Below are 24,737 nucleotides of genomic sequence, written 5' to 3'. Positions count from 1 at the left end.
GCCTCACAGGCGCGAGAGATGCCGCCACGCCGACGCAAGGCTGGCCGACCGCGCCGCGAACGGGACCAAGGATCACGATGCCCGAAGTTATTTTTACCGGTCCTGCCGGCCGTATCGAAGGCCGCTATCATCCTGCCAAGCAGAAGAACGCGCCGATCGCGATGGTGCTGCATCCGCATCCGCAATTCGCCGGCACGATGAACCACCAGATCGTCTATCAATGCTACTACGCCTTCGTGCATCGCGGCTTCTCGGTGCTGCGTTTCAATTTCCGTGGCGTCGGCCGCAGCCAGGGCTCGTTCGACCACGGCACCGGTGAGCTCTCGGACGCGGCAGCAGCGCTCGACTGGGCGCAGTCGATCAATCCCGAAGCCCGCGCCTGCTGGGTCGCCGGTTTCTCCTTCGGTGCCTGGATCGGCATGCAGCTCCTGATGCGCCGTCCGGAAGTCGAGGGTTTTATCTCGATCGCCCCGCCGGCCAATCTCTACGACTTCTCGTTCCTGGCGCCCTGCCCGTCCTCGGGCTTGATCGTGCATGGCGACAAGGATGCCGTGGTGCCGGCCAAGGACGTCAACACGCTGGTCGAGAAGCTGAAGACCCAGAAGGGCATCGTGATCGACCAGCAGGTCATCCCCGGCGCCAACCACTTCTTCGACAACAAACTCGAGCCGCTGATGGAATCGGTGACGAGCTATCTCGACATGCGTCTCGCCAATGTGAGGTGAGACGTAGCTCTGGTAGCCCGGATGGAGCACAGCGAAATCCGGGGACCGACGCTTCGGCCATCTCGACATTCCTGGGTTACGCTTCGCTCCACCCAGGCTACCAAAACAAAAAGCCCTCGGCCTTTCAGCCGAGGGCTTTTTGTTTGCGATCAGAACGACCGCAATATCTGCACCGAGCCGTTATAGAGATTCTGGTCCCGGATCTCGTAGGCCTGCCCGGCCGGCCTGCCGGTCACGTTGCCCGTATAGGTGCCGCCGAGATTCTGATCGAGCCGCGTGAAGGTGAACTCGGCCGACAGGGTCAGGTTCTTCACCGGCGTCCAGGCCGTCCGCGTGCCGATCTGCGCGATCGCGAAATCGAAATTGTTCGTCGTGTCCGCGATACTGCCCGCATTGACGCCGGTCGGCGCTGCCGCCGTGCTGGTGCCCAAACGGCCACCGGCTGCGCTGAAGGCCGCCGCCAGCAACGCATTGCCGCCATCGCCATAGGAGATGTGGCTGTAATTGCCGAACAGCGAGGTGCGCCACGCCGTGTTCCAATAGTGTTCGTAGAAGGCGCTGACCTGCCAGGTCTCGGCCTGCTGGATCTGGCCGTTCGGCGCGAACACGCCGTCGAGCAGGTAGCCAAATCCGACAGTGTTGCCCTCGAACTTCGCGAAGCGGCCGCCACCCTGGGTATCGAGCGTGCCACCACCAAACACATACTTGGTCGCGCCCTTGCCGTAGGATGCTTCGAGCTTCAGGCTGTCATTTGCACCGGTCGGCAGATTTTTGAACTCGACCGCACCGGTGACCGCGAATCCATAGGAATCATCGGGGTGGCCGAAGGATTCGTTCGCGCCCCAGAAGCCCGGCGTGATCGTGTGCATGGCCGCGCCGAAGTGCAGCGAGCCCCACTTTTGATCGAGGCGGACATTGCCCACGATATCGGGAATGTGGTTGCCGCCATAGGAATTGCCGAGGAAGGTGTTCGACACCGTGCCATATTGCTGGCTCCCGAACTGGGCGGCGCCGGGTGCGACGATGAAGTTCGCTGTGTTGTAGAGGCCGGCATTGCGATAAGGCGACGCGTTCTCCAGCGAGATCGACGCCGAGACGCCATTGCCGAATTCGGCGGTGTAGGCGATCTGCGGAAGGCCCGTACTGTTGTTCGAACCAGCCAGGAAGCCCGACGAAATATAGGGTTTTGTCAGCGCCCATTGCGGATCGAATTGCGACACCGCCTTGCCGAAGGTGAACCCTGCAAACTGGACGAAGGCCAGATCGACCTCCGTGAAACCGCCGGCGATGTTGTCGCGATCCTGGGTGAAATCGAGCTGGAAATTCGCGTAGGTGCGGACCATACCGTATTCGGTGGCGGTCCGCGTATCCGTGGTCAGATTCACGCGCGACCGAGTGAGGTAATTGTTCTTTGTCCAGAGATCGTTCCCACCGGCGCCGCCCTGCCAGAACGGCGCATCATAGGGACCGCCGTTGAACGTCGTATCGATGCGGATCGCGCCGCCGATCTTGATGCAGGTGTCGGTACCCGGAATGTAATAGAAGCCTGCGCCGTAGAGCGAGCACACCTTCACATACTCGATCGCCTTGGCCTTGACGGGAAGGTCCGCTGCCTGCGCGCTGCCGATCGCCATCAGCGCTGCCGCCGAGCCGAGAACCGCCTGCTTGATCGTCGTCATCTTGCCTCCAGAGCGAAGCCGCAGCGAGCAATCAGGCGCTCGGCGATATCGGCATCGCATCATTCCGTTGCGCCGGCCTCAGAGCCGGTGGCGCAAATCTGTTGAAGACACCGTCATGACACAATGGCTGCGATCAATCGACGCAGTAGATTTTCGCGATGTGTGGTTTGAGCAACAAAAACAGGGCCGACAGCAGCAGCGAGCTACCAATGCGATCACAAGTCGTCGGCGGTAGATCACAGCTTGGTGTTTACATCCGCGCGATATGTGAAGCGATCAACGAAGTCGTGCAGACAGTCGTGCGTTTCGCCGACTCGGTTCTGTTTCAGATGCCCGTCAACACGCCGCCCGATGACGCCGTCGCAATGCCCGTGGTGCCCGGAAAGGTGAATGGCAGTTGCTTTGCGCTGCGGACCGCGAGAAACGCAAAGGCCTGCGCTTCCATCGCATCTGCCGACCAACCGAGCGCATCGGCACTTTCGACCGATGCCTGCGCCGCGCGGTCGCGAAGCATCGACAGCAGCGTCGGATTGCGTGCGCCACCGCCGGCAACGATGAAAGTACGCGGCGGCTTCGGCAGGAGCGGCGCGATCGCTGCGATGCTCGCGGCCGTAAACGCGGTCAGCGTTGCCGCACCATCGGCCGGCGATTTGTCATCGACGCTCAACGCCGCAAAATGATTGCGATCGAGCGATTTCGGCGGTGGTGCGCTGAAGAAAGAATTCTGAAGCGCGCGTGAGACCCAAGCCTCATCCACGCGCCCTTGTGCAGCCAGTGCTCCATCCGCATCGAATGGCCGTCCTGTCGTCTTGAGTACGAAGTCGTCGAGCAGTGCGTTGCCGGGCCCTGTGTCACAGGCGATCAGCACGTCGTCGCCATCAATGTAAGTGATGTTGGAGACTCCGCCGATATTGACCACGATCAATGGGCCTGTCCGATCCAGCCCGCGCGCCAAAGCGCGGTGATAGACCGGGACCAGTGGCGCGCCCTGCCCGCCCGCCGCGACATCGGCGGCGCGCAGGTCGTAGACGACGGGCAGACCAAGGCGCCTGGCCAGCCCCTCGCCGTCGCCGATCTGCACTGTCAGCCGATCCGCCGGACGATGCAGGACGGTCTGGCCATGGAAGCCTATGAGATCGACGCTTTGGCGTGCGATCCCGTGCATCGACAGGAAGGCCTCGACAGCCTCGGCATGGGCATCGGTCACCACACGCTCGGCCTCCGCCAGCACGCCCGGCCGCGCATTGCGGTCGCTCATGCTGACGGCATCGCTCAGCGCCTGCCGCAACAGCATTCGCTCAGCCTCGGCATAAGGCCGATAACCGGACGGTCCGAACGCGGTGACCCGCTCGCCATCGGTCTCGATCATGGCGACGTCCACCCCGTCCAGCGAGGTTCCGCTCATCAGCCCGATCGCCCGTAGCGCCTTGGTCACGCAAAATCCCCTGAATTCCGGTCCAAACTTGTGCCGAACCGCCCAATCTTATACCAAACGGCTCTCTGGTGGCCCGACGCCACGAGCATGCCGCCGATCAGTTGAAGCGGCGTAAAACCTTCAGACCCGAGTCCCGAACCGATGACCACCTACAAGTCCGATTTCCTCAACGTGCTGGACCAGCGCGGCCTGATCCATCAGGTCTCTGACGGTGCCGCGCTGGATGCCGCCTGCTGCAAGGGACCGGTCACGGCTTATGTGGGCTATGACGCCACGGCGACCAGCCTGCATATCGGCAACCTGATTTCGGTGACCATGTTGTACTGGTTTCAGCAGACCGGACATCGCCCGATCACGCTGATGGGCGGCGGCACCTCGATGGTCGGCGATCCCTCGTTCCGCGACGATCAGCGCTCCCTGCTGACGGTCGAGAAGATCGCGGAGAACATCGAAGGCATCAAAAAGATTTTGGCAAGATGCTGCGTTACGGTGATGGCCCGACCGACGCGCTGATGGTCAACAATGCCGACTGGTTGCTGAAACTGAACTATGTGGAATTCCTGCGCGACGTCGGCCGCCACTTCTCGGTCAACCGCATGCTGTCCTTCGACAGCGTGAAGCTGCGCCTCGATCGCGACCAGTCGCTGTCGTTCCTCGAATTCAACTACATGATCATGCAGGGCTACGACTTCACCGAGCTCAACCGGCGCTACGGCACGATCCTACAGATGGGCGGCTCCGACCAGTGGGGCAACATCATCAATGGCGTCGATCTCAGCCACCGCATGGGCGGCCCGCAGCTCTATGCACTGACCACGCCGCTGCTGACCAAGTCCTCCGGCGAGAAGATGGGCAAGTCGGCATCCGGCGCCGTCTGGCTCAATGGCGACCTCTTCAGCCCCTATGACTTCTGGCAGTATTTCCGCAATACCGAGGACGCCGATGTCGGCCGCTTCCTGAAGGTGTTCACGCGACTGCCGCTGGACGAAATCGCCAAGCTCGCCGCGCTCGGCGGCTCGGAGATTAACGAGGCGAAGAAGATCCTCGCGACCGAGGCGACCGCCGTCGTGCATGGTCGCGACGCCGCGGATGCCGCCGCCGAAACGGCGCGAAAAACCTTCGAGGAAGGCGCGCTGGCTGAGAGCCTGCCGACCGTCAGCATTCCGCGCGGCGAGTTGGAGGCCGGCGTCGGTGTGCTCGCCGCCTTCGTCAATGCCGGCTTCGTCGCCTCCAATGGCGAAGCACGCCGGCAGATCAAGGGCGGCGGACTGCGCGTCAACGATGTAGCGGTCAATGACGAGAAGATGCTGCTGACCCCGGACCAGTTGACGCCAGAAGGCGTGATCAAACTCTCGCTCGGCAAGAAGAAGCATATCCTGCTGAAGCCGGAATAGAGGCTGCCGTAGCCTGGATGGAGCGAAGCGCAATCCAGGGACAGCAGAGCCCGTTGAAACGTCGGTCCCCGGATTACGCTTCGCTCCATCCGGGCTACGGCCTCGCATCTGCATAGCCGCATTCATCCAGCGCACTTGTCCCCGGCGAGCGGAACGCGTCCCATGGCGTTCTCGCAACCGCCGTGAAAAAGAGCGTCGATGGATCTGAAGACGTCCCAGCGGACCGGACTGACCGTCCTCGGCCTGAGTTTCACCTTCTCGCTCTTTGGCCGGGGACTGCAGGAAAGCTTCCCGGTTTTCCTGCTGCCAATTTCGCAGTCGCTCGGCTGGGACCGCGGCGAGGTCGTTTCGATCTATTCGCTGACGGCGCTATGCGTCGGCCTGTCCTCGCCATTGATCGGTCGGCTGTTCGATCGGTCCGGTCCACGAACGGTCTTCGTCATCGGTTTTTCGGTCCTCGGCCTGTCGTTGCTGGCCGCCGCCTACGCCCGGCAACTCTGGCAGTTTCAACTCGCCCTCGGCGCCTGTTTCGGCTTTGCCGTCGCCTGCATCGGCAACGTCCCCAACGCGCTGCTGCTCGGACGCTGGTTCGGAAAACGCCTGCCGATGGCCATGTCGGTCTTCTATTCCGCCGCCGGCGCTGGCGTGCTGGTGATGCTGCCGCTCGCCCAGCTCCTGATCGATCAGGTCGAGTGGCGTGGCGCCTACCGGATATTCGGGTTTGTCGCTCTCGCCGTGCTGGTCCCCATCCTTTTCCTGCCCTGGCGCATCATCGGTTCGGGATCACCGCATCTCGACAAGCTTCAGAAGCACGACGACATCATTGACGAAGGCTGGACGCTTCTCTCCGCCATGCGCCATCATGCGTTCTGGGCGCTGTTCGGCACCTTCTTCTTCACCGCCATCGGCATGTTCACGATCACCCCGCAGGTGGTCGCCTATCTCGTCGAAGCCGGCTTTCCGCCGCTCCAGGCGGCCACCGCCTGGGGCTTCAGCGGCATCGCACTCGTCTGTGGCATGCTCGGTATCAGTTGGCTCGACGGCGTGATTGGCCGGCGGCCATCGATCCTCTTCAGCTATTCGATGTCGATCCTGGGCATCGTGATGCTATGGCTGTTGCAGTGGTACCCGAATTACATTCTCCTCACCGGCTTCGTCGTCTGCTTCGGCAGCATGATCGGATCGCGCGGGCCCTTGCTCTCGGCCACTGCCATGAAGATCTTTCGCGGCAACCGGGTCGGGACGATTTACGGCGCGATCACATTCGGCAGCGGACTCGGCGGAGCATTGGGCTCATGGAGCGGCGGCCTGCTGCATGACTGGACGCAGAGCTACAATTCGCTGCTGGCCTTTGCGCTCATCAGCGTCGTGCTCGGCATGATCCCGTTTCTCGTCGTGCCCGCGCTGCGCAATTGAAATGCCCGCGTTCGCAGCGCGAACAGGTTGAGTTCCTCATGATTCACGATTGATAAGCGACTCCCCGGTATTGCAATGCGTCATTGCTCCCATCAGAGGTCGCTATGAGCCTGCTCAGCCGTTTTACGATCCGTACAAAGCTCACCAGCATGGTGCTGGTCTCCGCCGCATCTATCTGCGCCGTTATTGCCGTGGCTGCGTCACTCAGCCAGAAGCGCATGACGCAAGATCGCATGGAGCAGCTTCACACCGCGACGGACCTGATGCTCGGCATGGCGGAAGGCCTGCAGGAGGAAGTGACCGCCGGCAAGCTCAGCCTGGCCGATGCGCAGATGCAGTTTCGCATGCGCGCCCGCACCATGAGCTTCGGCAACAAGCAGGGCTATCTCGTTGCCTATCGTCCTGACGGTGTCATCCTCGTCAATGCCGGCAACCCGAAGCTCGAAGACAAGAACACCGGCGCCAAGGATTCCAATGGCGTGCTGATCTCGAAGGCGATCATGGACGCCGGGCGCCAGAGCGCCACAGGCGGCATCGCCTATTATCTCTATCCGCGGCCGGGGCAGACCGAACCCACGTCGAAGATGGTCTATGCCCGTCATTTCGCGCCCTGGGATGTCACCCTCAGCACTGGCCTCTATGTCGATGATCTCGATGCCGACGTGAATGCGCTGCTTGTCCGTCTTGGTTCGCTTGGTGCCGGCGTGCTGGCGCTGATGGCGCTGCTGTCCTGGCTGATCGCCAGCGACATCCTCGGCGCGCTGCGTCGCCTGCAGGCCCGCATGCATGAGATCGCCAATGGCGCGCTCGACAAGACGGTCGATGAGACCGATCGCGGCGACGAAATCGGCCGCATGGCAGAAACGTTGGAAATGCTTCGCCAGACCTCGCTGACTGCCCGCATGCTCGAAGCCGAACAGACCGAGCTCAAGCAGCGCGGCGAAGCCGAAAAGCGCGAGGCGCTGATCGCCCTCGCCGACCGCTTCGACTCCTCGGTCGGCCAGCTCGTCGGCCTGATGGCCTCGGGTTCGACCGAACTGGAAGCCACCGCACAGTCGATGTCCGGCACCGCCGCCCGCACCAATGATCAGGCCGGCGTAGTCAGCAATGCTGCGACCCAGGCCAGCTCGCGGGTGCAGACCGTTGCTGCCGCAGCGGAAGAATTGTCTTCGTCGATCTCCGAGATCGCACGCCAGATGGCACAGTCGGCACGCATCACCACCCACGCGGTGGAAAGTGCACGTCGTACCGACACCATCGTCCGCGCGCTGGCGGAAGGTGCGCAGCAGATCGAGAGCGTGGTCGAACTGATCTCGACCATCGCGGCGCAGACCAACCTGCTCGCGCTCAACGCGACGATCGAAGCCGCCCGCGCCGGCGATGCCGGCAAGGGCTTTGCGGTGGTCGCCACCGAAGTGAAGAGCCTTGCCGGCCAGACGGCCAGCGCCACCAAGGAAATCGGCAGCCGCATCGCGCAGATCCAAAGCGCGACCAGGGAGGCCGTGGACGCGATCCAGGGCATCACGACGACCATCGAGGAAGTCAGCTCCATCGCCACCACGATTGGCTCTGCCATCGAGGAGCAAGGTGCAGCAACCGCCGAAATCGCCCGCAATGTCACCCAGACGGCGCAGGCAACGCAGGACGTCACCACCAATATCGGCGATGTCACCAATGCCGCACATGAAACCGGCAATGCCGCAACCATGGTGCTGAGCGCTGCGTCGGGTCTCTCGAAGCAGGCCGAGCAACTCACTGGCGAAGTGACCACCTTCCTCGCTGGCGTCCGCGCCGCCTGATCGGATAAGACTGAAAAGCAAAGGGCGCGGTCAGCGATGACCGCGCCCTTTGTGTTTCTTGTAGCCTGGATGAAGCGCAGCGTAATCCAGGGACAACAAAACCAATTGAAACGCTGGTCCCCGGATTGCGCTGCGCTCCATCCGGGCTACGCAGGCATCAGCGCGCAGTGAAGCCCCCGTCCACCGGCAGCGCCACGCCGGTGACGAAGGTCGACTCGTCCGACGCCAGCCACAGCGCTGCGTTGGCGACATCCTCGGCCTTGCAGAGACGGCCCATCGGCACCGCGGTGAGCAGCTTGGCTTCGTTCGCCGCAGCTTCTGCAGCAACGCCAGAGCGGCCGGTGAAGCCGAGCTTCATCGGCGTGTCGGCAAGGCCCGGGCAGATCACGTTGACGCGCACCTGATCGGGCGCAAAGGTCTGGCAAAGCGACTTGGTGAGGCCGACCACGGCGAATTTCGCCGCCGAATAGATCGGGCTCATCATCGAGCCGACCATGCCCGACACCGACGAGGTGAAGATCACCGAACCGCCGCCACGCTTGCGCATGTGCTTGACCACTTCGCCTGCACCGATGGTGGCCGAGGTGACGTTGAGCGACATGGCGAATTCATAGGCCTTGAGATCGAGATTCTCGACGCCGGCCGGACCGGGCGTACCGGCATGGGCCCACAGGATATCGACGCCGCCGAGCGCGGCCGCCGCATCATCGATGGAGCTCTTCATCTCATCGGTCTTCGAGAGATCGGCCTGGATCGTGATGAGGTCAAAACCCTTGGCCTTCATGTCGGCCTTGAGGTTCGCCAGCGCATCGGCATTGACGTCCACCGCCGCGACCTTCGCGCCCTCCTTGAGGAACAGCTCGACACCGGCGCGGCCCATGCCGGACGCGGCAGCGGTGATGACGGCGAGTTTGTTGGCGAGACGCATGGCTTAGTCCTTCTTGTGGTGGTTGCGAAGTGGTCGAAAAAAGAACGCGCAGCGCGGGATCACCGACATCTGCGCGTCCAAGTCTCGGGAGTTCAAGTCTCGGGAGTAAACAGACTTACTTGATCAGCGGGCAGCCGCCGTCCTTGAGCGGGCGGAACGCCTTGTCGGCCGGAATGGTCGCCACGACATTGTAGTAGTCGTAGGGCTTCTTCGATTCCGCCGGCTTCTTGACCTGCAGCAGATACATGTCGTGCAGCACGCGGCCGTCTTCGCGCAGCGTGGTCTTGCCGAACAGCGGATCATCGAAGGTGCCCATGTCGCGGATGGCCTTGACGACGGCAGCGCCGTCCTTCGGCGAGCCGACCTTGGCGACGGCCTTCAGATAGGTCAGCGCGGCGGAATAGGCACCGGCCTGGTTCATGCTGGGATAGCGGTTGTTGTGACGCTTGGCGAAACGCTCGCCGAACTCACGGGTCTTGTCGTTGAGATCCCAGTAGAAGGCTTCGGTGAGCTGCAGTCCCTGCGCGGTGTTCAGGCCGAGCGAGTGTACGTCCGAGATGAACATCAGCATGGCGGCGAGCTTCTGGCCGGCCTGCACGATGCCGAATTCCGACGCCTGCTTGATCGCCTTGATGGTGTCGCCACCGGCATTGGCGAGCGCGATGACGTCGGCCTTCGAGGCCTGCGCCTGGAGGAGATAGGACGCAAAATCGTTGGAGTCAGTCGGGTGTTTGATGCTGCCGAGCACCTTGCCGCCATTGGCATTGATCACGGCCGTCGCGTCACGCTCCAGCGAGGCACCGAGCGCGAAATCGACGGTCAGGAAGAACCAGCTCTTGCCGCCGGCCTTGGTCATCGCATCGGCGGTGCCGTGGGACAGAGCCCAGGTGTCATAGGTCCAGTGCACCGAATTCGGCGTGCAGGCCTTGCCGGTAAGATCCGACGTGCCCGATGCGGTGAACAGGGCGACCTTGTTCAGCTCGGCGGTGAGCGGTGCGACGGCCAGCGACGTGGCGCTGGTCGGAATGTCGAGGAGAACATCGACGCCTTCGGTCTCGAACCACTTGCGCGCGATGTTACGTGCGATGTCCGGCTTGTTCTGCGGATCGCCCTGGACGACCTCGATCTTGAACTTGTCGGCACCCGGCAGCTTGTTGAAGTCCTCGACCGCCATCTTGGTGGCCTCGTAGGAGCCCATGCCGCCGATGTCCGAGAAAATGCCGGACATGTCGGCGAGCACACCAAGCTTCACTGGTGTCTGGGCGGACGCCATCGATGACGACAGCATGCCGATCGACAACGCCATGACGGACACGGCGAGCGTGTTGCGGAAATTCATGAATTCCTCCCCTGACTAGACCCGGGTGATGCCGCCACCAACCCCGGTGCCGGAAACCCATCACACGAAAATTCTTGTTTATGAATTTATAAGACCTATACATGAATTGGAAGTCAAGACCGCTTCTGTGGGTCTGGACGGCTTTCAAAAGCCGTCCAGTTCTGCAAAGGCCAACCAGAACGTGCGGAAACGCTGGCCTCGACGTGGGGGCCAAACAGGAAGAGCGGATTTCAATGCTGGTCAGGCAGGCAGCCAACGTCCTTGAGCTGATGGAATATTTTGCGCGGCGTAAACGGCCCGCGACGCTCGCCGAAATCTCGGATGACCTCGGCTGGCCAAGGTCCAGCACCTTCAATCTGGTCGGCACCATCGCCGACAAAGGCTGGCTGTATGAGCCCCGCGCCCGCAACGGCTATTATCCGAGCCCGCGCTGGCTCACTCTCGCCCGTACCGTGGCCGAAGCCGAGCCGCTGCCGGATGCGGCGCATGCATTGGCGCTAGAGATCGCCGACAAGACCGGCGAGACCACGGCAATCGCGGCCCTGGCCGGCACCAATGCCATTTTCCTGGATGTGGTCGAATGCAGCCACTCGGTGCGCTATTTCGCCCAGATCGGCGATCGCGTGCCGGTGCATGCAAGCTCCGTCGGCCGCGCCATTCTTGCACAGCAGTCACCGGAAGAGCGTCGCGGCATCTATCGCAAGATTCGCTTCGAGCCGTTCTCCGATACGACGCCCTGCTCTGCCGAAGCTGTCGAGGAAGCCCTCACCGAGGCCGCTGAACGCGGCTATCACCAGAGTTCGTCGGAATACATCGCTGATCTCGCCGGCGTCGCCGTGCCGCTGCCGATCAACCATCGGCGACTTTCACTGGTCGTGGCCGGGCCAACATCGCGTTGCCTCACCCGCCGTCCCGAGACGGCAGCCACGATCCTCGCATGTATCGAGCGATTTCTGCCCGACATCGCACCCAACTGATCACTCAGCTCAACGGATCAGTTGCTGTTGTTGTTCTGATTCGGGAATTCGACGCCGTTATTCTGCCGGCCCGTACCGAAGTCGAAGACCTTTCGGAAAATGCCCGGCGCAACGGCAGAGAGCGGATTGACGCGCAACACCGGAGCGCTGGGCGAGCCGACCACTTCATAAGTGACGCCGAACAGGCCTTCATTGCTGCCGCCGCCGAGCAACAGGCCGACCACCGGAATCTGACCGAACATATTGTTCAAGCCATACAACGGCACGAAGGTGCCGCTCATCCGCACCTGATTGGTGTTGTAGTCGATATTGCCTTCGATCGTGGCGCCGACCGACGGCCCCTTCACCACGCCGTCGCGGACGGTCAGAAGATTATTCTGCCGGGTGAATTCAGCGCGCAGGCGCGAGAACTGCACGCCGCTATTGGCGGCGCCGGGAGGCCCGCCCGAGGCCGCGACGCGCTCCAGCGACGCTTCACCCTTGACGGTGAAGTCGCGCACATTGATCAGGCCTTCCTTGGGACGCGTATCGGATGACGGCGCATCCATCGCCAGCGCAAGTTGCCCGCCGACCATCTTCGAATAGGTGTCGGTCGCGCGCAGGAAGGCGCCAGCGTCGTTGGTCTCGACATAGATCAGGTCACGCCCGGCGCCTTGCGCCTTGCCGCGCATGTCACCGGTGAGCGGCGTATCGCGGCCCAGCTTGCCGGTCAGCGAGAACTTCGAGATCGTGCCATTGCGGCGCGATATCTTGGCGTCGAGGCTGCGGATCGCTTCGCCGTAAAAGCCGGCAACCGCACCGAGCTTGAGATCGATGTCGAAATCAACGGCCTTTGCTTTGCTTTTGCTATCGGACTCCTTGCCCGACGTCATCGACTTCATGAAGCCGCGGCCGTCGAACACGTCGCCCCGCATGGCAACCTTCATCACGCCGTCATTGCCGCGCTCGGCCTTGATCGACGTCTTGTCGCCTTCGGACGGCGAATAGGTCGGGAAGTTGACATTGACGAGATCGCCGTTCTGATCGAGTTCAACCGATCCCTTGATCGAAGCCCCTGCACCATCGACGGCAATATCTTCGAGGCGCGTCGAGTCGCCCTTCTTCACCACGTTGAATGCAGCCTTCGCCGACTTTCCTGCGACCTTCGTCCAGCCCGGCAACAGATTGTCGAGCTTGAGCGGTGTCAGGTCAGCCTCGATACCGAATTTGCTATCGCGATCACCGCTCCCGATCTTGCCGACCAGCTTGACCGGCACCGCGCCGACCATGGCCGTACCGAGATCGAAACCCAGCCTGTTGCGGCTGGCGTCGTCGAGGGTCGCGCTGAGGCGCACATCGGCATCGCCGTCGGTGGGCTTGCGATAGTCCAATGCGCCCGTCTGGCCATTGACCTTGATGTCACCGCGGACCTGATAGCCCTGATTGGTCGCCGTGATCTTCAAGGCATTGGCATCGACCTTCTGGTTCATCACCAGCTTGTCGGCCGAGAAGTCCTTCAGATCCGCCGTGATATTGTAGGTCGTATCGGCCTTGGTCAGCTCATGCTGGATCGGCATGCCCATGGCGACCTGCGCCGTTACATTTCCCTTGATCGCAGCGGGATCCAGCATGTTGCCGGATGCTTCGCTGAGACGGTCGGAATTGAGAACCTCGACAACGCCGGGCGCGGGTCCATCGAGCTTGAAGCGAATGCGCGACGGCGACGGCTTCGGCGCCATATCCGGCACTTCGAACACGATGTCGCTCAGGTTGATCTTGCGACCACCCGGCGTGTTGCTGTTCGCCTGGCCGATGGTCACGGTGGCCGTGCGGCCGGTGATGCGCGCGCGCAGATCGCCGTCCTGGATCACCGGCAGGCCATCGACCGGCCGCACCGAGACATCATTCGCGATGATGTTGACGTTCAGGCCGTCATCTGGAATTGGCGGTCCGCGGCGCGTCAGGTTCTTGGTCGGCGAGTTCACACCGATTTCGATCCGCTGCAGATTGCCGGCTTCGATCCGCTCGATCACCCATTCCCGCACTTCCGGCACGATCAGGATGGGCCACATGCGCTTGAGCGCCGATGCGGACATGGGCGTCCCTGCAAAGCCAAGCTTCATGCGCGGCTCGCCAGCGTAATCAATGCTGCCGGTGCCGGCAACGCCGAGTTCGCCATTGCTGATATTGGCCTGGGTCAACGACACCTGTCGGTTATCCGCGTCGAATTTGGCGCGGATGGAGATGTTGTTGAAGATCAACGGCGCTTCATTGCCCTTGCCGCCGAGCACGATGGTGCCGCCGCTGAGGCCTGCCTGCCATGCCGTGGTCACGCCATTCGGCGGCTCGATATGTGCCAACAGCGTTACACGATTGGCGCCCGAGATGACCTTGAACGGCGCCAGCAGGACACGTCGGCCGGAATCCCATTCGAAGCTGATTTCGGCGCCGTCGATGGGCATCGGATAGTCGGGCGTATCGTTGTCGATGATATCGCCGGCGCCGGCGAGCAACTTGCCGCGGAAATAGGTCGGTAGACCATCGCGACCGATCTCGCCTTTCAACTCACCGGTCAGCGGGATGTCCGCGCTATAGGTGAGATCCTTCATGCGCAGCGCAAGCAACAGATTCTTGGTCGAGACCTTGTCGGCCTTGAGATCGACTGATCGCACTCCGTTGGAGGGTGCGCCGATATTGATCCCGAGCGACCAGGGATCTTGCCGCCCTCGCCGACCGTCAGCGCGACGCCGCCGCCGCTCGGGCGACGCAATGCGAGGGAGATGTTGTTGAACTCCCACTTGTTGCCGCGCTGCTGGTCATCGACCACCAGTCGGCCATTCTTCAGACCGACCTCGTCGAGGCTCTGCCCGTCCAGGCCGGACAATGTCAGCGTATCAAGCCAGTCCAGACCGGCCAGAATGCCGGTCGGGCCTTCACGCTTGTCGCCTGGCGCAGCCCCGGCAGGACGCTCGACAGTCACGACGGGGGCTGAGGTTGGCGCGGAAAGGTCAGTTCCGGTGGCTTGGCGGGACCTAGCCATGATCCCGGCACCCGCGGCGACGCCATGCCGGTCGCGATCGGACGATCATCATTGCCCGTCGAGACCGTGACCTGTCCTTCCGGCGTGATCCGCACCGCCAGAACGACGTCCACGAGGTTGAGGCTTTCGGCGCGCATGCGCCCCATCAACAAAGCCGGTACCGAAATCTTCACTTCGGCCTTGGGAGCGCTGGCGATGACGGCATGATCGCGGTCCCGGACCACGATATCGCGCAAGCGCACGGCCATGCGGACCCGCCCCGCCCGCTCGATCTGGGTGCCACCGACCTCGACGGTATTCCCGGCGCCGATATTGTCCTGGATGGCTTCGGTCAGCCACGGCGTTGCGACGTCGAAATTGATCGGACCGGTACCGAGCCGCCACCAGAGAACGGCAAAGCACACCGCAAGAACGATGAAGAGACCGCCGAATACCGTGACGATACGCCGGCCCCAACGACCGCCGGGACGACGCTCACGAAACGCGCGGAACCTGTCGCTGAAGCGGTGCCAGCCGGATGGTTTTCGGGAGAGCAATTTTCGCGCACGGTCGTGCCCAGCCGCAACCTGCTGGTGATCCCAATCGGAATCGTCCCAACGCATGGAGCGGTCATCGGCGCGCGGGCGGTGCGCTGCGGGTGGCTTGCTCTTTGCCATATCCTCTAGGTGCCGGGTCTCTCGGTGGTGGCGCTGACAATGAGACCGATCACTACCGGCAGTCCGCGCATCGATTTCAACGAACGCCTGTCTGCCGGCAGAGCTGCCAATCCCGGATTGAACTATAGCTCGTCTTCTGGTCGTCGCGCCGCCGAGAGGCGCCTGCAACGTGTCTCGTCTCGAATCCTTAGGTCACCATACCCCGCGAGTGGCGATTTTGCACCGCGACGCTGAGGCCGGTGGACTGTGAAGCACTGCCTGCAATCTGATCACAGTGACCGCCGGAAAGCGACGAAAGGAAGGCGTATGTACAAGAAATCGCGCAAGAATTCCTCGAAGACCGGGTTAGGAAATGACCGGACGCGCATCTGGGATCACCCCCGAGCGGTCGTTGGCGCGTCACCCGCGACGAACGGCCTCCCTGCATGTCGGCTGGCGGTGCCAGCCATGGAGCAATTGCCGGCTCTCGGATAAGACGACGCGATCAGACGCCCAATACCGAGGACTCCCGATGGCCAAGGCAGCATCGACCACGACAACCACCCCATCCGACGTCCTGGTCGCAGGCAAGAAGGCCCCGCCTTCAAGCTTCCCCGCGATGGCGGCGGAGCCGTCTCCCTGGCTGACTATGCCGGCCGCAAGCTGGTCATCTTCTTCTATCCGCGCGCCAGCACGCCCGGCTGCACCAAGGAAGCGATGGACTTCAGCCGACTGGCCGCTCAATTCGCGGCAGCCGATACCGACGTGCTTGGGGTCTCCGCCGATCCGCTCAAGGCGCAGGAGAAGTTTCGCGACAAGTATGAACTCACAATGCCGCTGCTCTCGGACACCGAGCAAGCGATGCTCGTGGCCTATGGCGCGTGGGGCGAAAAGAAGTTGTATGGCAAGGTGTTCGAAGGCGTTCTTCGCAGCACGGTACTGATCGGCACGGACGGTAAAGTCATCAAGACCTGGCGCAACGTGAAAGTGGACGGCCACGCGGACCAGGTCCTCGCCGAGGCGCAGCGGCATTAACCGAACTGCAAATTTGACGGATGTCATTTAGCTGGAATTAACCATGCCGGGCTCAAATCCCTCCTGTAGTTGAGCCCGCCGACGAGTCTCCCGGCAGGCCCGGGAGTGCTGATGTCGAACCGTCCTGTCCAATACGCCGAGTACCCTCAGCACCACGCTCACGATCACGGACGCCCCCAGCCGCGGCGCGTCGCCCCTGCCAAGCCGCCCGCAGCGATGGCCGCACGGCAGAGCGACTACACGATCGCGCATCGCGGCAAGCAGGTCCGGATCGGACCAGTGGTGTTCTGGATCGTGGTCGGCACCGTAACCGTGCTCGGCGCATGGTCGGCTGCGACCGCCACCTATTTCGCATTTCGCGACGACGTGCTGACCAAGCTGATCGCCCGTCAGGCCGACATGCAGTACGCCTACGAGGACCGCATCGCCGAGTTGCGCGCCAAGATCGACCGCACCACCAGCCGCCAGATGCTGGATCAGGAGCAGTTCGACAAGAAGCTCGAACAGGTCCTGCGTCGCCAGAACCAGCTGGAATCCCGTGCCAGTGCGCTGGGCAATGTGCCTGACCTGTCGGTCACCGGCTCGCTCCCGCCGACGAAAGCACCCGGCCGTGGCGCATCGCTGGATACGAATTCGCTTCAGAAAACCGCTCAGATCAGCGACACCGTGACTTTCGTGGTGCCACCCGATCGTGAAGCACGACTGGAATCTCGTGCGCCTGTTCTGGCCGCGCCGCCACAGACCCAGGTCGCCAAGCTTGGCGGCGCCGACAATGTCATCGATCGCCTGCAGGCCTCGCTTGACCGCGTGGAAAGCAAACAACTTGCTGCGCTCAGCTCGGCAGAAGAAGGTATGGACTCCAAGGTCCGCCGCATGCGCGGCGCCATCGCCGATCTCGGCCTGAACATGGCGAAGCTGGAAGCCGCCGCACCACGCGGCGGGATGGGCGGCCCCTATATCCCGGTCAAGCTCTCGTCCAGCGCCGACCCGTTCGAACGTCAGCTCTATCGCCTGCACATGACCCGCGCGCAGATGGACAAGCTGAACCGCACCATGGCGCAGGTGCCGTATCGCAAGCCCGTTGTCGGCACCGTCGAATTCTCATCGGGCTTCGGCGTCCGCAGCGATCCATTTCTTGGCCGCCCGGCCATGCATGCCGGCCTCGATTTCCGCGGCTCCACCGGCGATCCGATCCGCGCCACCGCCAATGGCCGCGTCGTCTCTGCCGCTTATGCCGGCGGCTATGGCAAAATGGTCGAGATCGATCATGGCAATGGCCTCTCCACCCGTTACGGCCACATGTCGGTGATCGGCGTGAAGGTCGGCGACAGCGTCAAGATCGGCCAGGTGATCGGTCAGGTCGGCTCCACCGGTCGTTCCACCGGCCCGCATTTGCACTATGAAACCCGCATTGATGGCGACGCCGTCGATCCGCAGAAATTTCTCCGTGCAGGCGTCCGTCTCAGCGCCAGCTAAGACGGCGGCATTGTTGCCCTGCCCGCAATGTGATTGAAGCGACATCGAAATCCATCGAGGTCGCAGCGTGACATCTCCCCGACGCATTGGTCCCCGTTATCCCCGCCTCGGCCGGTTCTGCTTCCGCGCCACGCGGCGGCTGACGACCTGGGTGATGTCGCTGGCGGGCTTTCATGCCAATGACAGCCACTTTACGGTTCGTCGCATTAACGAGCTCCGCGCCAAACTGGCGCGCGGCGAGACCGTCTATCTCGCAGGCCTGGGATTGCCGGGCACGCATAACTCCGGCGTTGCACTGGTCGAGGTCACGCAGGCCGATGGCCCACGCCTGATCATCAACAACGAAGAAGAGCGTTTCTCCGGCGACAAGCACACCACGCAATATCCGCGCGCTGCGCTCGATGCGATGCGCAACACGCTGCGCGGGATGGGCCTCGATATCGCCGATATCGATGCGTGGCTGACGAGCTGGGACTATCCCGACCTCACGGGCACGCTGGTGCGCAGCATCGTCGAAGAGTTCCCCGATGGCCTGAAACTGCTGCGCACGAAAAATTCCGTCAGCTTCGATGCCAAGCGCCTTGAGCAGATGACGCGAACGCCAAAGCTGCTGCGCAAGCAGTTCGGCTTGCCCGCGCGCGTGCCGCTCATGATGATGCCGCATCATGACAACCACGCCTGGTTCTCGTTCGCGGCATCCCCCTTTCCTGATGACGAGCCAGTGGCCATCGCCGTGCTGGATGGCACCGGCGATCTCGGCTCGGTCTCGACCTATGTGGTGCAGAACGGCGCGATCACGAAACTCTACTGCAACGACAGCGTCTTCGACTCCCTCGGCGCATTCTACAGCGTGATCTCCTCCACCCAGGGCGGCTGGACCTGGCTCTCCAGCGAGGGCCGCTATATGGGCGCAGCCGCCTGGGGCAATATGGATCGCGCCAGCAATCCCTATTATGCGCGCCTGCGCGAGGTGCTCGACTTCGGCCCTGACGGCGAGATCAAGCTCAACCGCGCCATGGGCAACTGGTATTGCGACCCGTTCGACACCCCCTACAAGCAGCCGCTGATCGACATTCTCGGCGAACCGCTGAAGCCTGACCAGCTGTGGAATCCCGATGCCGTGCTACGCGTCGAAGACATCCAGCATCGACCGGACACGCAGGACCGCCTCGACAAGGCGGCTGCCACGCAGCTCGTGTTCGAGGATGCCATGATCCATGTGGTCGCCGGCCTGCTGCGCAGGACCGGTGCGCATCGCGTCGTGCTGACCGGCGGCGTCGCGCTGAATGCGCTCGGCAATATGCGGCTGCTCGAATATTTCGATGAGGCATGGTTCGAACGCGAACAAGGCCGCAAGGTGCGCCTGCATCTGTGGATGCCACCGACACCCGGCGATCCCGGTGTCACCATCGGCGCCGCCTGGATTTTTGCGCATCTCATCGGCGCCCCGCGCGGCGCACCGATGACACATGCGTTCTATTGCGGTGACGCACCAGCAGCGCCAGAAATCGCATCCGTGCTCAAAGCTGACGACATCAATTCAAAGACCATCGGTGATATCTCGACGCCGGACGGTCTCAACGCTGCCGCTGATCTAATGGCCTATCTGGTCGCACAGAACGGCATCATCGCGCTCTATCAGGGTGCGGCAGAAACCGGGCCCCGCGCGCTGGGGCACCGCTCCATCTTTGCCAGTCCCTGCGATGCCGGCACCCGCGAACGCCTCAACGAGCGCGTCAAATATCGCGAGGCCATCCGCCCGCTGGCGCCGATGGCGACGCGCGAGGCGGCCCTAGAGTATTTCGATCTTCTGGAAGGCGCGTCAGACGCCGACTACAATGCCTATAACTACATGGTGCTGACGGCCCAGTCGAAGCCGCATGCGCGCGACAAGATCCCGGCCGTGATCCATGCCGATGGCACCGGCCGTATCCAGATCGTGCGTGCCGAGGACGATCCGCTCACACATGCTTATCTGAAAGCGCTGGGCCGCCACATCGGCGTCGAGCTGTCGGTGAATACGTCGTTCAATGTTGCCGGTCCGATCGCGCAGACACCGCAACAGGCCGTCGAGACCCTGCGCCGCTCAGCGGGTCTCGACGTGGTCTTCATGGTGGCCGCAGATGGCACCGTCACCGCCGCATGGCACGGCGGTGAGCGCGACAGCGGCCGGTTTACGGCGTGGCTCGCGGAGCGGTCCCGCAGCCGCGCTTAGACCTTGCCGATCTTCTTGGCGGTGGCGACGAGGCGTTCGCTGTCCTTCGCGACGAACTTCGCGAAGTCTTCGGAGTCCTGATAGGCCGGCATGTTGCCGGCGGCCTCGAAGACCTTGGTGACTTCCGGATCCTTCATCGCATCGCGCACGGTGTCGCGCAGCTTGGTGACGACGGGCGCAGGCATGCCTTTCGGCGCGAACAGGCCGGCCCAGATGTAGAACTCGACGTCGGAATAGCCGAGCTCCTTGAAGGTCGGCAGGTCCGGGAATGCCGCCAGACGCTCGGCACCGAAATTGGCGAGAACACGCAGCGTGCCGGCATCGACATGCTGCTTAAGCGTGCCCGGTGCCGAAGCGAGTGCCTGAATCTGGCCGCCGATGAGATCGCTCACCGCAGGTGCAGCGCCACGATACGGCACGTGCAGCATCTTGAGGCCGGCCGAGAGGGCGAACATCTCCATCGACACATGCAGCGTGCCGAACGGACCCGACGAGCCGTAGGAGATTGCACCCGGACGCGCCTTCGCATCGGCGACGAATTCCTGGATTGTCTTCCAGGGCGCGCTGGCCGGCACGGCGAACAGCGTGGGATCGGCAAGCACGCGGGCGATGGGCTGCAGTTGATCGACTTCATAGGCGACCGGACGACCATAAATGCGGTCCGACTCCGGCAGCACGGCAAGCGACGACAGCGTCATCAGCAGCGTGTGCCCATCGGGCGCCGCGCGCGCCACGGTCGAGTTGCCGAGCGAGCCGCCCGCACCGCTGCGATTGTCGATGATGACGGCCTTGCCCAGCACCTTCTGCATATAGGTCGCGACCGGACGCGCAGCGATATCGGCCTGCCCGCCTGCGGGAAACGGCACGACCATGCTGATATTCTTGCTCGGCCAAGCTTCCTGCGCCTGCACGGTCTGACCAGTCAGAGCAAGAGTCGACAGGCCGCCAAGGCCTGCGAGGAAATCACGGCGTTTCATGGATATCTCCCGTTTATTCTGTTCAGCAATGCATCGGATACGTGCATCGAAGGACGCGCCACTCCCTGGGAGTGGAATACTTGAAGCTTGTAGTGTTCGCACATGGGGCGAAGACCGCCCCATGTGTCTCGATTGCCGTCGGGTGGCTGATCAGCCGACCGGATTTTCCAGGCGGCCGATGCCGCTGACTTCGATGGCGACGACATCGCCCTTCTTGAGAAAGCGCGGCGGCGTGAAGCCGAGGCCGACGCCGGCCGGTGTGCCGGTGGCGATGACGTCGCCGGGCTCCAGCGTGATGCCGGCGGACAGCGTCTCGATCAGCGTCGGGATGTCGAAAACGAGATCGGCGACCGACGCGTTCTGGCGCAGCTCGCCATTCACGAAGGTCTTGAGGTGCATCTTAGTCGGATCCGGCATCGCGTCGGCAGTAAGGATCGCCGGGCCCATCGGGCAGAAACCGTCGATGCCCTTGCCGATGAACCACTGACGATGCTGATGCTGCAGCGTGCGCGCGGTGACGTCGTTGATGATCGTGTAGCCGAACACATGCTTGAGCGCGTCGGCCTTTTTGATGCCGCGGCCGCCGCGGCCGATGATGACCGTGAGCTCACCTTCATAGTCGGTGCTGTCGGTCGTATCGAGATGCTGCGGGATGGCGGCGCCCTGCCCGATCACCGTGCTCGACGGCTTGGTGAAGATGACGGGATATTCCGGCACGATTTCCTTGGCCGAGGAGTCATAGCCGCTGCCGGCGAATTCCTTGGCGTGCTCATGATAGTTCTTGCCGACGCAGAACACGTTTCGCGCCGGGCGCGGGATCGGCGCCAGCAGTTCGACGCCTGCGAGCGAAATCGCTGCACCGGCGCCAGCCAGGCTACCTTTGATGTCGTCGTATTTGGAGATCAGGGTGAGCATGTCCGGCGCGACATTTGCCGGCAGAGGCTGAACCTTGGAAAGCGCCTCGTCCGCGATGCCGACGGTCGGCCGGCCTTCGTGCATGAATGTGACGAGATGCATGGTTTCCTCCTGATAACAGCTTCTGAGCGGCTGCGCGCCGCGTCTCCTATAGGTACGATTATCTTCGATGGGAGATTTGCGCAAGCGGTCGGTTCCGGATTTTTCCTCTTTAGAAGACGCGGCTAATTGCCTCTTAACGCCGTCACCGCCTTTAACTTAGCTAACCGACGCGACTGATTTTCTTCCAGCAGCATGTGACATCTCGCGAAACCGCGCCTAAAGTAGAATCGATTTCAGACTGAACGGAGCATTATTCGATATGGCGAAGGCGGCGGCACGGAAGGTCGTACGTGAAGACCCCGTCAGCCGCGCATTCGGCGATCGGGTGCGCACATTGCGTGAGGAAGCCGAACTCACCCTGGAGCAGCTCTCGAAGCAATCCGGTGTCAGCCGGGCGATGCTGTCCAAGGTCGAGCGCGGCGAGAAAAGCCCGACGATTGGCGTTGCCCGACGCATCGCTCTGGCGCTCGGCACATCGTTCTCGTCTCTCATGGGAGACGACGACGGCCCCCGCCGCGCCTTTGCGATCGTGCGGAAGGACCAGCGGCCCGTGTTCCGCGATGCCGACACCGGCTTCGAACGCTTCCTGTTGTCGCCAGTGATGGCGGGGATGCCTGTCGAAGTCGCTTTGCATCATCTGCCGCCGAAGACCTCGACAGGTGAATTGCCCGCCTACCCCGTCGGCACGTCGAAGCATGTGCTGGTCGCGCGCGGCAAGGTCACCGTCATCACCAAGGACACCGAAACGGTGCTCGACGAAGGCGACTCGCTATATTTCGAAGTTGATGTCGAACACTGGTTCGAGAACCGCACGACGCGCGCCTGCGAGTATTATCTGGTGATTTCAGCACCGCCGTCATTCGGGCGGCGCGAAGGCAAGTAAGTTGAGCCGTAGGGCGGATGAGCGAAGCGTAATCCGCCGCGGAGTCTCCTCCATAAAGTCGGCCGGCGGATTACGCCTTCGGCTCATCCGCCCTACGTCCTCAAACTTACTTCTTCAGACACAGACCGACGGTAGGCGTCGTCGCGCATTTCACGCCATCCGGCGCACCACCGCTCGGGCACAGCACCGAGACAAGCGTCTCGCTTGCATCGCAAGTGACTGCGCCATCCGCCTGCACCGCACGGAAAGCGGGAGCAGCCTCGCCTTTGTCACCTTTGTCGCCCTTCTCACCCTTGGCCCCAGGCGCGCCCTGCGGACCTTGCGGCCCCTGCGCGCCAGCCTGCCCTTGTGCACCCGGCACGCCCTGAACGCCTTGCGCCCCCTGCGGTCCGGCCGGGCCCTGCGCACCTGGATCGCCCTTTGGCCCGGGATCGCGACCACAGCCGCTGACCATCAAGGCAACGCCGATTGCGAGAACTGGAAAGATCTTCCTCATGCCCCATACCCCTTGTTTGACACCATCACGCGCGATCGCGCCGGGACAATCCGGCAGCGTCGGCCGTGTTCCGGCACAGGGATGATATCGGGGGAGATACGGAAGGAAAGCGAACGAACTGCGACGTCTCTGTTTCAAGACGCCGCAGCTGGAAGATTAATCGACGTCGTCAATCGCGCCCGGCGTCGTGCCGAAAGCGCGCTGGGCCAGGGTTGCGGCCATGAACTCGTCGAGATCGCCGTCGAGCACGCCCGAAGTGTCCGAGGTCTGCACGCCCGTGCGTAGGTCCTTCACCATCTGATAGGGCTGCAGCACGTAAGAGCGGATCTGATGACCCCAGCCGATATCGGTCTTGGCGGCCTGATCGGCAGCGGCCTTTTCTTCGCGACGCTTCAGTTCGATTTCGTACAGACGCGCACGCAACATGTCCCACGCCTGTGCGCGGTTTTTGTGCTGCGAACGGCCGGCCTGACAGACCACGGCAACACCGGTCGGAATATGCGTCAGACGCACTGCCGATTCCGTCTTGTTGACGTGCTGACCACCGGCGCCGCCCGAACGCATCGTATCGACGCGAACATCCGACTCGTTGATCTCGATCTTGATACTGTCATCGACAACCGGGAAGATCGCCACCGACGAGAACGAGGTGTGACGGCGGGCATTGGAGTCGTAAGGCGAGATTCGCACCAGGCGATGCACCCCGCCTTCGGTCTTCAGCCAGCCATAGGCATTGTGGCCGGAGATCTGGATGGTCGCCGATTTGATGCCGGCTTCTTCGCCCTGGGTCTCTTCGAGATATTCGATCTTGAAACCGTGCTTTTCCGCCCAGCGCGTATACATGCGCAGCAGCATCGAGGCCCAGTCCTGGCTCTCGGTGCCGCCAGCGCCGGCATGGACTTCGAGATAGGTGTCGAAGCGATCGGCCTCGCCGGACAGCAGCGCTTCCAGCTCGCGGCGCGCCACTTCCTTCTTGAGGGCCTTCAGCGCGTTCTCGGCTTCGGTTACGATGCTCGCATCGCCCTCGGCCTCGCCGAGTTCGATCATCTCGACATTGTCGTCGAGTTCACGCGTAACCTTGCCGATGCCCTGCAGCGAATCCTCAAGCGAGGTTCGCTCCTGCATCAGCCTTTGGGCCTTCTGGGGATCGTTCCAGAGATTGGGGTCTTCGGCGAGAGCGTTCAGCTCTGCGAGTCGTGCCGTGGAAGCATCGACGTCAAAGATGCCTCCTCAGCAGCCCGACTGACTGCTTGATCTCTTCTACGAGGCGTTCGATTTCAGCGCGCATGGAA

The 24,737-nt window shown here is 62.6% G+C and carries 16 protein-coding genes and 2 pseudogenes; 9 read left to right on the top strand and 9 right to left on the bottom strand.

Annotation, left to right across the window (positions count from 1 at the left end; all coding sequences use genetic code 11):
* Positions 1–77 precede the first annotated feature (77 nt).
* Positions 78–725, top strand: coding sequence for an alpha/beta hydrolase (locus RPMA_RS14265; RefSeq protein ID WP_211907862.1), 648 nt, complete (start codon positions 78–80; stop codon positions 723–725).
* A 149-nt stretch (positions 726–874) separates the two neighbouring features.
* On the opposite strand, the gene RPMA_RS14260 is transcribed toward RPMA_RS14265, so the two are convergent.
* A complete protein-coding gene (locus tag RPMA_RS14260; RefSeq protein ID WP_211907854.1) occupies positions 875–2,404 on the bottom strand; it encodes a porin in 1,530 nt (509 codons plus the stop codon).
* 325 nt (positions 2,405–2,729) lie between these two features.
* On the bottom strand, positions 2,730–3,839 hold the full coding sequence (locus RPMA_RS14255) for an anhydro-N-acetylmuramic acid kinase (protein ID WP_256438165.1): 1,110 nt from the start codon (positions 3,837–3,839) through the stop codon (positions 2,730–2,732).
* 141 nt (positions 3,840–3,980) lie between these two features.
* On the opposite strand from RPMA_RS14255, the pseudogene tyrS reads away from it, so the two are divergent.
* The 3 genes and pseudogenes from tyrS to RPMA_RS14240 all read left to right on the top strand — a co-directional run bounded on the left by tyrS (position 3,981) and on the right by RPMA_RS14240 (position 8,448).
* A pseudogene (gene tyrS, locus RPMA_RS14250) lies at positions 3,981–5,233 on the top strand (tyrosine--tRNA ligase).
* Between the two features lie 198 nt (positions 5,234–5,431).
* Positions 5,432–6,649, top strand: coding sequence for an MFS transporter (locus tag RPMA_RS14245; RefSeq protein WP_211907852.1), 1,218 nt, complete (start codon positions 5,432–5,434; stop codon positions 6,647–6,649).
* A 104-nt stretch (positions 6,650–6,753) separates the two neighbouring features.
* Complete coding sequence (locus RPMA_RS14240; RefSeq protein ID WP_211907850.1) at positions 6,754–8,448, top strand: methyl-accepting chemotaxis protein; 1,695 nt, start codon at positions 6,754–6,756, stop codon at positions 8,446–8,448.
* Between the two features lie 157 nt (positions 8,449–8,605).
* Here the strand turns inward: RPMA_RS14240 and RPMA_RS14235 are convergent, their stop codons facing one another.
* Both RPMA_RS14235 and RPMA_RS14230 read right to left on the bottom strand, forming a co-directional pair.
* Complete coding sequence (locus RPMA_RS14235) at positions 8,606–9,376, bottom strand: SDR family NAD(P)-dependent oxidoreductase (RefSeq protein ID WP_211907848.1); 771 nt, start codon at positions 9,374–9,376, stop codon at positions 8,606–8,608.
* Between the two features lie 115 nt (positions 9,377–9,491).
* Complete coding sequence (locus RPMA_RS14230) at positions 9,492–10,715, bottom strand: ABC transporter substrate-binding protein (protein ID WP_211907846.1); 1,224 nt, start codon at positions 10,713–10,715, stop codon at positions 9,492–9,494.
* A gap of 233 nt (positions 10,716–10,948) precedes the next feature.
* Here RPMA_RS14230 and RPMA_RS14225 point away from each other — a divergent pair, with 233 nt between their 5' ends.
* On the top strand, positions 10,949–11,692 hold the full coding sequence (locus tag RPMA_RS14225; protein WP_211907844.1) for an IclR family transcriptional regulator: 744 nt from the start codon (positions 10,949–10,951) through the stop codon (positions 11,690–11,692).
* A gap of 17 nt (positions 11,693–11,709) precedes the next feature.
* Here RPMA_RS14225 and RPMA_RS14220 read toward each other — a convergent pair.
* Positions 11,710–15,367: pseudogene (locus RPMA_RS14220) on the bottom strand (YhdP family protein).
* 483 nt (positions 15,368–15,850) lie between these two features.
* On the opposite strand from RPMA_RS14220, the gene RPMA_RS14215 reads away from it, so the two are divergent.
* The 3 genes from RPMA_RS14215 to RPMA_RS14205 all read left to right on the top strand — a co-directional run bounded on the left by RPMA_RS14215 (position 15,851) and on the right by RPMA_RS14205 (position 20,072).
* The gene (locus RPMA_RS14215; protein ID WP_211913660.1) at positions 15,851–16,381 is read left to right on the top strand and encodes a peroxiredoxin; all 531 of its coding nucleotides are present in this window, start codon (positions 15,851–15,853) and stop codon (positions 16,379–16,381) included.
* A 111-nt stretch (positions 16,382–16,492) separates the two neighbouring features.
* Entirely contained in the window at positions 16,493–17,857 is a 1,365-nt protein-coding gene (locus tag RPMA_RS14210; RefSeq protein WP_211907843.1) for a M23 family metallopeptidase, read from the top strand.
* A gap of 67 nt (positions 17,858–17,924) precedes the next feature.
* Positions 17,925–20,072, top strand: coding sequence for a carbamoyltransferase C-terminal domain-containing protein (locus RPMA_RS14205; RefSeq protein ID WP_249225179.1), 2,148 nt, complete (start codon positions 17,925–17,927; stop codon positions 20,070–20,072).
* Here RPMA_RS14205 and RPMA_RS14200 read toward each other — a convergent pair.
* Positions 20,069–21,049 carry a Bug family tripartite tricarboxylate transporter substrate binding protein gene (locus RPMA_RS14200; RefSeq protein ID WP_211907841.1) on the bottom strand — a complete coding sequence of 327 codons (981 nt, stop codon included), beginning with the start codon at positions 21,047–21,049 and terminating at the stop codon, positions 20,069–20,071. The two genes, RPMA_RS14205 and RPMA_RS14200, sit on opposite strands and share 4 nt — an antisense overlap.
* 150 nt (positions 21,050–21,199) lie before the next feature.
* A complete protein-coding gene (locus tag RPMA_RS14195; RefSeq protein ID WP_211907839.1) occupies positions 21,200–22,066 on the bottom strand; it encodes a fumarylacetoacetate hydrolase family protein in 867 nt (288 codons plus the stop codon).
* A gap of 259 nt (positions 22,067–22,325) precedes the next feature.
* Between RPMA_RS14195 and RPMA_RS14190 the strand changes: the two genes are divergently transcribed.
* A complete protein-coding gene (locus RPMA_RS14190; RefSeq protein WP_211907831.1) occupies positions 22,326–22,949 on the top strand; it encodes a helix-turn-helix domain-containing protein in 624 nt (207 codons plus the stop codon).
* 106 nt (positions 22,950–23,055) lie between these two features.
* Here RPMA_RS14190 and RPMA_RS14185 read toward each other — a convergent pair whose 3' ends face one another.
* Both RPMA_RS14185 and prfB read right to left on the bottom strand, forming a co-directional pair.
* The gene (locus RPMA_RS14185; RefSeq protein ID WP_211907829.1) at positions 23,056–23,445 is read right to left on the bottom strand and encodes a hypothetical protein; all 390 of its coding nucleotides are present in this window, start codon (positions 23,443–23,445) and stop codon (positions 23,056–23,058) included.
* Between the two features lie 156 nt (positions 23,446–23,601).
* Positions 23,602–24,733 (bottom strand): peptide chain release factor 2 gene (gene prfB, locus RPMA_RS14180; RefSeq protein ID WP_211907827.1). Its coding sequence is split into 2 segments (ribosomal slippage): positions 23,602–24,663 and positions 24,665–24,733, totalling 1,131 coding nucleotides; the frame shifts between segments, so codons are not numbered across the junction.
* Positions 24,734–24,737 lie beyond the last annotated feature (4 nt).

The sequence above is a fragment of the Tardiphaga alba genome, from assembly GCF_018279705.1.
Taxonomy (GTDB): Bacteria; Pseudomonadota; Alphaproteobacteria; order Rhizobiales; family Xanthobacteraceae; genus Tardiphaga; species Tardiphaga alba.
This window is presented reverse-complemented; position numbering and strand designations above follow the sequence as displayed.

Coding starts and splice junctions, on each gene's coding strand:
- RPMA_RS14210 (WP_211907843.1), top strand. CDS start 16,493: ATGTCGAACCGTCCTGTCCAATACGCCGAGTACCCTCAGCACCACGCT.
- RPMA_RS14265 (WP_211907862.1), top strand. CDS start 78: ATGCCCGAAGTTATTTTTACCGGTCCTGCCGGCCGTATCGAAGGCCGC.
- RPMA_RS14190 (WP_211907831.1), top strand. CDS start 22,326: ATGGCGAAGGCGGCGGCACGGAAGGTCGTACGTGAAGACCCCGTCAGC.
- RPMA_RS14225 (WP_211907844.1), top strand. CDS start 10,949: ATGCTGGTCAGGCAGGCAGCCAACGTCCTTGAGCTGATGGAATATTTT.
- RPMA_RS14240 (WP_211907850.1), top strand. CDS start 6,754: ATGAGCCTGCTCAGCCGTTTTACGATCCGTACAAAGCTCACCAGCATG.
- RPMA_RS14245 (WP_211907852.1), top strand. CDS start 5,432: ATGGATCTGAAGACGTCCCAGCGGACCGGACTGACCGTCCTCGGCCTG.
- RPMA_RS14260 (WP_211907854.1), bottom strand. CDS start 2,404: ATGACGACGATCAAGCAGGCGGTTCTCGGCTCGGCGGCAGCGCTGATG.
- RPMA_RS14185 (WP_211907829.1), bottom strand. CDS start 23,445: ATGAGGAAGATCTTTCCAGTTCTCGCAATCGGCGTTGCCTTGATGGTC.
- RPMA_RS14230 (WP_211907846.1), bottom strand. CDS start 10,715: ATGAATTTCCGCAACACGCTCGCCGTGTCCGTCATGGCGTTGTCGATC.
- RPMA_RS14195 (WP_211907839.1), bottom strand. CDS start 22,066: ATGCATCTCGTCACATTCATGCACGAAGGCCGGCCGACCGTCGGCATC.
- RPMA_RS14200 (WP_211907841.1), bottom strand. CDS start 21,049: ATGAAACGCCGTGATTTCCTCGCAGGCCTTGGCGGCCTGTCGACTCTT.
- RPMA_RS14235 (WP_211907848.1), bottom strand. CDS start 9,376: ATGCGTCTCGCCAACAAACTCGCCGTCATCACCGCTGCCGCGTCCGGC.